We start from the raw sequence: 10,024 nt of genomic DNA, 5'->3' as shown, positions 1-10,024 counted from the left end.
CATTAAAATTAAAAATACTCCTATAAAAATTCCTACTACACTGCAAAAATGGTCTGTTAATAATAAACCAAGATTAGCTGGTGTTAGTTCTTTTGGCTTTGGTGGTACTAATGCTCATGTGATTTTGTCAGAAGCACCAATTCAAGTCAAAAGTAAAAAGTTAAAAGCTAAAAGTGAAAATGTCTGGGAGCGTCCTCGTCATATTTTTACTTTATCTGCAAAATGCGAACAAGCCCTGCAAGAGTTAGCTCGAAATTATGAAGAATTTTTAAGTAGTAATTCCACTGCAACGATAGATGATATTTGCTTTAGTGCAAATATAGGGCGATCGCACTTTAATCATCGTTTAGCTATTATTGCTTCTGATAAGCAAGATTTAGCGGATAAATTAGCAATTTATGGGAAGCAAGAAGAAGTTGCTAACGAGATATTTTCAGGAAAATGTTCTGCTACTGGGGAACCACCATTAATTGCTTTTCTGTTTACCGGGCAAGGTTCTCAGTATGTGAATATGGGAAGACAACTTTACGAAACACAACCTGTATTTCGTCAAACTTTAGAAGAATGCGATCGCATTTTACAAGCTTATCTGCAAGTATCCATTTTAAATGTTCTTTATCCAGAATCAGCAGCTACTTCACCAATAAATGAAACTGCTTATACTCAACCAGCTTTATTTGCTATAGAATACGCCCTAGCCCAATTATGGCAATCCTGGGGAATTAAACCAGATGCAGTTATGGGTCATAGTGTAGGTGAATATGTAGCAGCTACCGTTGCAGGAATATTTAGTTTAGAAGATGGTTTGAAATTGATTTCCCATCGAGGACGATTAATGCAACAGTTGCCTCCGGTCGGTAAGATGCTATCTATAATGGCATCCGAGGACGAAGTAAATAAATTAATTGCATCATATTCTGAAAAAGTTGCAATTGCAGCCGTTAACGGTCCCCAAAGCATTGTAATTTCCGGCGAAGCAGAAGCCATCGATGCAATTAAGGAAAAATTGGATTTACTTTGTATAAAAAATAAGCAACTGCAAGTATCCCACGCTTTCCACTCACATTTGATGGAACCAATGCTAGAGGAATTTAAACTCATAGCAAGCCAAGTTAATTACAATCAACCCCGGATAACCTTGATATCAAATGTAACGGGAGAAAAGGCAGATGATAGTATTAACACGGCAAGTTATTGGGTAAATCATATCCGCCAACCGGTAAATTTTGCTGATAGTATGGAAGCCTTAAAGCAAGAAGAATGTGAAGTTTTCATCGAAATTGGAGCTAAACCAATTTTATTGGGTATGGGAAGACAATGCTTACCAGAAGACGATGGAGTTTGGATACCTTCTTTAAGAGCAGGTCAGGAAGACTGGCAGCAAATGTTAGAAAGTTTGGCTCTGCTATATCTAAGGGGAGTTGCAGTTAACTGGTTGGACTTTGATAAAGATTATTCCCGTAGTAAAGTGATATTGCCTAATTATCCATTTCAAAGGCGACGTTATTGGATTGAGACTCCAGACTCGGAAAATCAAGTCGAAAGTAAAATTAGCAGCATTGTTGAATTAATTAAAGATGCTGATATTCAACAGTTGACGAAAAAATTAGAACAATTGGGTAAGTTGTCTCCTGAACAAGCTAACATCTTACCAGAAGCACTAAATTTATTGGTCAAAGAGCATCACTCCCAACTTAATGCAGAAAATATCAAAAATTGGCTCTATCAAGTAGAGTGGAAAGCATTATCTTCCCCAAAAACTGGTTTCTTAAACACCGAAAACCAGCCACCAAGTCATTGGCTAATTTTTGCAGACTCTACAGATATCGGCAAGATTTTAGCTGAGAATTTGCAACAGCAAGGTCATCAATGTACCTTGGTTTATCCTGGAGATACTTACAAGATTCTGCAAACTGGAATTTACTGTATTAATCCTTGTCAACCAGAAGATTTTAAGCTGTTGCTGGAAGAGATTCTTAAAACCAGCCAGTTACCATTAAAGCAAATAATCCACTTGTGGAGTTTAGATACTGTTTCCCCACAAAATTTGCAAATCTCAGCTTTACAGCAAAGTCAGGAACTAGGTTGTGCTAGCGTCTTACATTTATTGCAAACTCTACTCAAGCAAGATTTATCCACTTTACCTCAATTGTGGTTAATTACTCGTGGTTCGCAAACAGTAAAACCTGACACTGACTCTGTGACAGTAGCTCAAGCTCCCATATGGGGATTAGGAAAAGTTTTAGCTCTAGAAAATCCTCAATTTTGGGGTGGAATGGTCGATTTAGACCCATCAGCACCCACAAATGAAGTGGAAATGCTGGTGAAGCAGATTCAGCATACTCAAGAAAATCATGTTGCATTTCGAGAAAGTAAAACCTATGTACCTCGTTTGCAAAAGCAAATTTTAACAACATCACAAGTAGTTGAGTTCGATAACCACAGTACATATTTAATTACAGGGGGGCTCGGAGCTTTAGGGCTACATGTCGCTGAGTGGCTGGTATCGAAGGGAGCAAAAAATTTGGTGTTGACTGGACGTAGAGAGCCATCTTTAAAAGCACAAGAGGTAATTAAAAAATTAGAGCACCAAGGGACTCAAGTGCTTCTGTACAAAGCCTATGTTTCTCAGTCAGAAGATGTAGCTCAGATGCTAGAAGTAATTCAGTCATCCTTACCACCCCTCAAAGGTATTATTCATGCTGCAGGTGTTTTAGATGATGGCTTATTACAACAGATGTCCTCGGAGAGCTTGAAGAAGGTTATGGCTCCCAAGGTAGAAGGAGCTTGGAACTTACACACCTTAACTCAGAGTTATTCCTTGGACTTCTTTGTTTGTTTCTCTTCTATGGCTTCATTGTTGGGTTCACCAGGTCAAGGAAACTATGCTGCGGCAAATGCTTTTATGGATAGTTTAGTTTACCATCGTCGTGCCAAGGGTTTACCTGGTTTGAGCATTAATTGGGGACCCTGGGATGAAGCAGGTATGGCAAGTCGCTTGGATAATCAACATCTTAGCAGAATGCAAGCTATGGGAATTACTCCTCTAGCTTCAGAACAGGGATTATTAATTCTAGAACAGCTATTAGAACAATCTTTATCACAGGTCGGAGTTTTACCATTGGAATGGTCGGTGTTCCAGCAGCAATTCAATTTTGGCAATCAAATACCGTTGCTTAATGAATTGGTAACCCCAAGTAAACCAACAAAAAATCAAAATCAACAGCGATTTTTGGATAAATTGGAATCTGCTTCCAAGTGCGATCGCGATCGCCAAAATATTTTGATTGATTATATTCAAGCAGAAGTCAAGAAGGTACTAAGGCTTGATTCATCTGAGTCACTGGATTTAGATGTGGGCTTTGCTGAGCTTGGTATGGATTCGTTGATGGTGATGGAACTAAAAAACCAACTCCAAAATAACCTAGAGACTTCTATTCCCACAACATTAGCAATTGAGTATCCCACCATTCAAAAATTATCTGACTATTTAGCTGAGGAAGTAATGGGATGGAAATCAACTGAGGTAAAAATTGATTCACCCAAAATTGAAGTAGAACTTTCCTCAGAATTAGAAAAATTACAACAAATTGCAGAAGATGATGTTGAATCCCTAATTGCTAAGGAGCTTGAAGAATTACAAACAGTATTAGGAAATAATTAATCAATTAATTATGAAATCCCAGAAACCAGAACAAATCTCTTCATCAAAACAGGTACTTTTAGCACTCAAAGAAGCAAGAACTAGATTAGAGAAAATAGAGTATTCCAAGAACGAGCCAATTGCCATTATAGGTATGGGCTGTCGATTTCCTGGAGGAGCAAATAACCCGGAGACATTTTGGCAACTTTTACGTGAAGGTAAAGATGCAATTAAACCAATTCCTTCCGAACGATGGGACATTGATGCTCACTATAATTCCAATCCCGATACAAATGGGAAAATGTACATCCGTGAAGCTGGATTATTATCCCAAGTAGATCAATTTTCACCTAAATTTTTTGGTATTTCCCCTAAAGAAGCCGTTAGTCTTGACCCCCAACAACGTTTAATGTTGGAAGTAAGTTGGGAAGCTTTAGAGCGAGCTGGACAAATACCCAATGAATTGAAAGATAGTCAAACAGGTGTTTTCTTGGGGATTGGTCAAAATGATTATGCACAGTTTAAACTAAACTCTGCTAATATCGAGGGCATTAATCCTTATGATGCATCGGGAAACGGGTTTTGCTTTGCTTCTGGTAGGTTGTCTTATTTTTTAGGTTTACAAGGTCCTTGTTTAGCTATAGATACAGCTTGTTCTTCTTCCTTAGTAGCAGTACATTTGGCTTGTCAAAGTCTGCGTTCGGGTGAGTGTAATCTAGCCCTAACTGGTGGAGTACAACTGATATTATCACCTGTGGTAACTACAGCTTTATGTCAAATGAAAGCTTTATCACCAGATGGTCGTTGTAAAACTTTTGATGCTTCTGCTGACGGTTATGGAAGAGGTGAAGGATGTGGGGTGGTAGTCCTCAAACGTCTTTCAGATGCAGTACGTGATAGCGATAATATTTTAGCAACAATTCGAGGCTCCGCCGTTAATCATGATGGACCAAGTAGCGGTTTAACGGTTCCGAATAAACTAGCACAGGAAAAACTAATTCAGCAGGCTCTAGAAACAGCTAAGGTAGATCCATCCTCAGTAAGTTATATCGAAGCACATGGTACGGGTACTTCTTTGGGAGATCCAATAGAAATTAGAGCTTTAGCTAAAGTTTTTCAACAATCTCATTCTCCAGAAAACCCCTTGATGGTTGGTTCGGTGAAAACCAATATTGGTCATCTAGAAGCAGCAGCTGGTATTGCTGGTTTGATGAAAATAGTCTTGCAACTACAACATCAAGAAATTGCTACCCATCTACATTTCACACAGCCCAATCCTCATATCAACTGGGAAGAACTTCCAGTAGTTGTACCAACCCAACCAACTCAGTGGTCATCTGGTTCAAAAAGCCAACTGGCTGGGGTAAGTTCCTTTGGGATTAGTGGTACTAATGCTCATGTGATTTTAGAATCAGCACCACAGGAAGTCAAAAGTCAAAATTCAAAATTCAAAAATGAAGATTTGTGCGATCGCTCTCATCACATTTTGACTTTATCTGCAAAATGCGAACAAGGTCTGCAAGAATTGGCGCAAAAATATGAAGAATTTTTAAGTAATAATTCCACAGCAACAATAGCTGATATTTGTTTTAGTGCCAATACAGGACGCAGCGATTTTGATTACCGTCTTGGTTTAGTAGCGGAATCAAAAGAGCAATTATGTCAACAATTAAAAGCTTTTAAAACTGAAGATACTCCAGGAATTAGTAAGGGTCAAGTTAACAGTAAAAAACAACCGAAAATTGCATTTTTATTTACAGGTCAAGGCTCCCAATATATAAACATGGGAAGACAACTTTATGAAACAAAATCTGTATTTCGTCAAGCTTTAGAAGAATGCGAGAGTATTTTAAAAACTTATCTACAAAAATCTATTTTAGATGTTATTTTTCCAGAATCAGAAGCTACTTCACCAATCAATGAAACTGCTTATACTCAACCAGCTTTATTTTCCATAGAATACGCTCTCTATAAATTATGGGAATCCTGGGGAATAAAACCAGATGCTGTTATGGGTCATAGTGTAGGTGAATATGTAGCAGCTACCGTTGCAGGAGTATTTAGTTTAGAAGATGGCTTAAAGTTAATTTCCCACCGAGGAAGGTTAATGCAACAATTACCTCCGGTCGGCGAGATGTTATCTATAATGGCATCCGAAGAGGAAGTAAATCAATTGATTGCACCATACTCGGAAAAAGTCGCAATCGCAGCCATTAATGGTCCCCAAAGTATTGTTATTTCTGGTGAAGCAGAAGCCATTACTACAATTAAAGAAAAATTAGATTCACTTAGTAGAAAAAACAAACAGCTACAAGTTTCTCATGCATTTCACTCACATTTGATGGAACCAATGCTTGAGGGATTTACGCTGATAGCGAATCAAATAACCTACAACCAACCCCAGATTCAATTAATATCAAATGTAACTGGAAGCGAAGCAAACGATAATATTACCACGGCTTCTTACTGGGTAAATCATGTCAGACAACCAGTAAAATTTGCTCGTAGTATGGAAACTTTGGGTAAGGTTGGTTATGAAATGTTCCTAGAAATTGGACCAAAACCAATTTTATTAGGGATGGGAAAACAGTGTTTACCTAATAATGGAATTTGGCTACCTTCTCTCAGACAAAATCAAGAAGATTACCAACAAATATTACAAACTTTGGCAGAATTCTATGTCAAAGGAGTAAAAATTGATTGGTCGGGATTTGATAGCGATTATTCCCGTAGTAAGGTAGTATTACCAACCTATCCATTTCAAAGACAAAGTTATTGGATTGAAAAATCACTAGAATATTCTCGAAAAGCCACTGCTAGCTCAGATGAAAATAAAACCACAAATATTGTTGAATTGCTTAATAATGGTAATACTCAAAAATTACTTCAACAGTTAGAAACAGTTAGTAAATTTTCCCCAGAACAAATTAATTTATTGCCAGAATTACTCGAATTATTAGTAGAACAGCATCAACAAGAACTAAACGTAACAAATATCAAAGATTGCTTCTACCAAATAAAATGGGAAGCTTCGGATATTATTCAAACTCAAACAAGTATTCAATCAGGTCATTGGTTAATTTTTGCAGATAATACGGGAGTCAGCGAAAAATTAGCTGAATTTTTACGACCACAAGGATGTGAATATACTTTAATATATCGAGGTGAGCAATATCAAAAATTATCAGCAAGTACTTATCAACTCAATCCTACACAACCCAAAGACTTTGAAAAACTGATTCAAAGTATCGAGAAAAATCGTAAATTACCGCTACAAAAAGTAATTCATCTGTGGAGTTTAGATGCTCCTACTAGCAACGATTTAACTATTACTTTCTTAGAACAAACCCAAACTTGGGGATGTGGTTCTGTATTACACTTAGTCCAAGTATTAACAACAACAACAGATAATAAAGTAACGGATAATAGAGCTAAATTGTGGTTAGTGACTCGGGGTACTCAATCAGTAAAATCATCCAAGGAGGAAGTATCGCTAGCTGCATCAACTTTATGGGGTATGGGTAGAGTAATATCCCTAGAACATCCGCAACTATGGGGAGGATTAATTGATTTAGATTCACTTTCCCCAGAATCGGAAACTCAAACCCTAATCCAACTTTTAGCAGATAATAATCAACCAGAAGACCATATCGCTTTGCGAGGAAAACTGACATATACGGCTCGTTTGGTCAAACAATCGCCAAAAAATTCACAACCATTATCCCTTGATTCAAACGCTACTTACCTGATTACAGGAGGATTGGGAGCTTTAGGATTACATACAGCTAAATTAATGGTTGAGAAAGGTGCCAAACATTTAGTATTGCTCAGTCGTAGCAAACCCTCAGAAGAGAAATTAACCACCATCAATAATTTACAACAACAAGGAACTGAAATAACCGTAGTTCAAGCCGATGTTTGTAACACAGCAGAAATTTCCCAAATTTTTGAAAAATTAAATAATTCCAAAGTACCACTCAAAGGAATTATTCATGCTGCTGGTATAGAAATATTTCAACCAATCCAGCAAATGGAATTAACTCACTTAAAACAAGTCATGGCTGCTAAAGTGATTGGTGGATGGAACCTTCATCAATTAACCCAAGATAAACAGCTAGACTTTTTTATTACCTTCTCATCTATAGCTGCGGTATGGGGTTCAGCAGGTCAAGCTCATTACGCAGCAGCAAACCATTTCTTAGACGCATTAGTCCATTACCGCCAAGCAAAAGGATTAACCAGTTTTAGCGTAAATTGGGGACCTTGGTCTGGTGGTGGTATTGCCAAGGAAAATGATTTAAAAGAACTCAGGAAAAGAGGTGTAGAATCCATATCTCCCCAGCAAGGAATTGCAGCACTACAACAGTTATGGAACAGTGGTAATTCCCAAACAACGGTAGCTAATATCAATTGGAGTTTATTTAAACAACTTTACGAAATCGGAGGGCAAAAATCACTTCTTTCTGAAATTGAGATTGAAGCACTCGAAACCCCAACATCAAATTCCGAACAAAACGAATTTTTAGTAAAATTGGAATCAGTAGATGAGCGTGATCGCTACGATTTTCTCAAGACTAGAATTCAAACTGAAGTAGCGAAAGTAATGGGGTTGAACGAAACCCAACTACCCGGTTTCGAGTCAGGATTTTTCGATTTGGGTATGGACTCCTTAATGGCAGTTGATTTAAATAATCGCATAACAAAATTACTAGGAGTGACATTACCCCCAACCCTGAGCTTTGACTTTCCTAACATTGAGCAACTAACTAAGCATATAAGTTCTCAAATATTGAAGTTTAGTACCGAAGATGATACCGAGCAAGAAGAAAAGGTTTTGGAAGCTAATCTATTAAATGAGATAGAACAAGCATCTGAGGAAGAACTTGAAAGTTCAATTGATGAAATTTTGACTTCGATTCATTACTAGACTCAAATTGCTAGTTATGGGAATTGACCAGCCATTTCAGTTATCAGTTACCTCATCGATAAATCGAGGGGCTTAAAACAAGGGATAGTTTAAGTTTTCGCAATAAGATATGCCTTATTGATTCTTGCGTTTATCCTTATCTTTTAACCAGACGCTTTAACTGAACCATTTTCATTTCAAACAACTATTCTTGTTGTACCAATTATTAACTTGCTTACCATTAGATGAATCCGCAAACAAAAATATCTCTCCCTTTTTATTTCTTATCCAACCAGTTGCTTCTACAAGTTTCTTTGGTGTAGATGTTTTCTTTTTGATGGACACATTTGTTGCAGTAGATTGATTGATTTCTGGTTTAATACTCACCAAATCAACCTGCACAGCATCCGCACTCAAAGCATCGGTAGGTAGAGTCGGTAAACCACCACGTCCGATGATCTCAAATCTACTTTGGGCTATGGAGCTACCAGCAGCACAAGCTTGAGCAACTTTGGTTTCTACTGGGATTGTTGCTAAGGTAATTAAGCCACTATTAAGGTCAATATTTGGGGTAATAATTTCTACAGTACCAGCGTTCTCTTCTATCTCATCAGCACCAGTAGCAGTAATATCGCTTTTATCTGTTTCTTCTGGTCGAAATTGGGTACCAAAGATGCCTTGAGCTTCAATTACGACTTTACCACCAAGAAAGTTTAAAGAATTAGCGCTGATATCACTGTTTTCCAAAGCAGCAAGGATATCAGTATTAATATTAATGTTACCACCTTTGACATTATCGTCTTCTGCGTTAGTAAAAATGTTGCTACCATGGCGCATTATCAAATCTTTCGAGGTGATATTAATTGTCGCTTGTTCTCTTTCGGGATCAAATTTATTACTTTGCGTACTTGCGTTAAGTTGAGCATTATTATTTAAGCGAATAGAATCAGCATTTATGAGTAAGTTTCCTGCCCTTCCGGTACTCGAACCTTCAGCACTTATCCGTGCCCCATTTTCAACCTTTAAAATATTACTGTTAACAATCAAATCTCCTCCATCCCCTGTGTCTTCAGCAGTAGTAAACAAACCACCAGGTGAATCATCTTTTCTTTCGCCAATAAGTTGAATATCTTCTGCTTCAATGTTTATATTTCCACCGTCACCAGCAGCAACGGTACTAGCATTTACCTCAGCACCATCTTTTACTAATAAAGTATTAGTTTTGATATTCAAACTTTCACCTGCATTTCCTATTGAAAATGCTGTTGTAAACAAACCACCAGGTAAACCATCTTTGTTTTCACCAATAAGTTGAATATCTTCTGCTTCAATGTTTATATTTCCACCGTCACCAGCACCAAAAGTACTAGCACTCACTCGTGCTCCATCTTTTACTAGTAAAGTATTAGTTTTGATATTCAAACTTTTACCCGCATCCCCAATTAAATCTGTTGTTGTAAACAAACCACCAGGTA

The 10,024-nt window shown here is 37.5% G+C and carries 2 protein-coding genes and 1 pseudogene; 2 read left to right on the top strand and 1 reads right to left on the bottom strand.

The window, feature by feature from the left end:
- Together CALSC_RS00385 and CALSC_RS00380 are read left to right on the top strand one after the other, a co-directional pair.
- Positions 1–3,664 (top strand): type I polyketide synthase (locus CALSC_RS00385; protein ID WP_088239465.1); only part of this gene is annotated, 3,664 nt, incomplete at its 5' end.
- Between the two features lie 10 nt (positions 3,665–3,674).
- Positions 3,675–8,570: a type I polyketide synthase gene (locus tag CALSC_RS00380; protein WP_088239464.1), complete on the top strand. Its 4,896-nt coding sequence runs from the start codon at positions 3,675–3,677 to the stop codon at positions 8,568–8,570.
- 171 nt (positions 8,571–8,741) lie between these two features.
- Here CALSC_RS00380 and CALSC_RS26185 read toward each other — a convergent pair.
- Positions 8,742–10,024: pseudogene (locus CALSC_RS26185) on the bottom strand (S-layer family protein); the annotation flags it as partial.

This window comes from Calothrix rhizosoleniae SC01 (genome assembly GCF_900185595.1).
GTDB classification, from domain to species: Bacteria; Cyanobacteriota; Cyanobacteriia; order Cyanobacteriales; family Nostocaceae; genus Calothrix_A; species Calothrix_A rhizosoleniae.
Note: the sequence above shows the minus strand (reverse complement) of the source record. Positions and strands in the feature narration are given on the sequence as shown.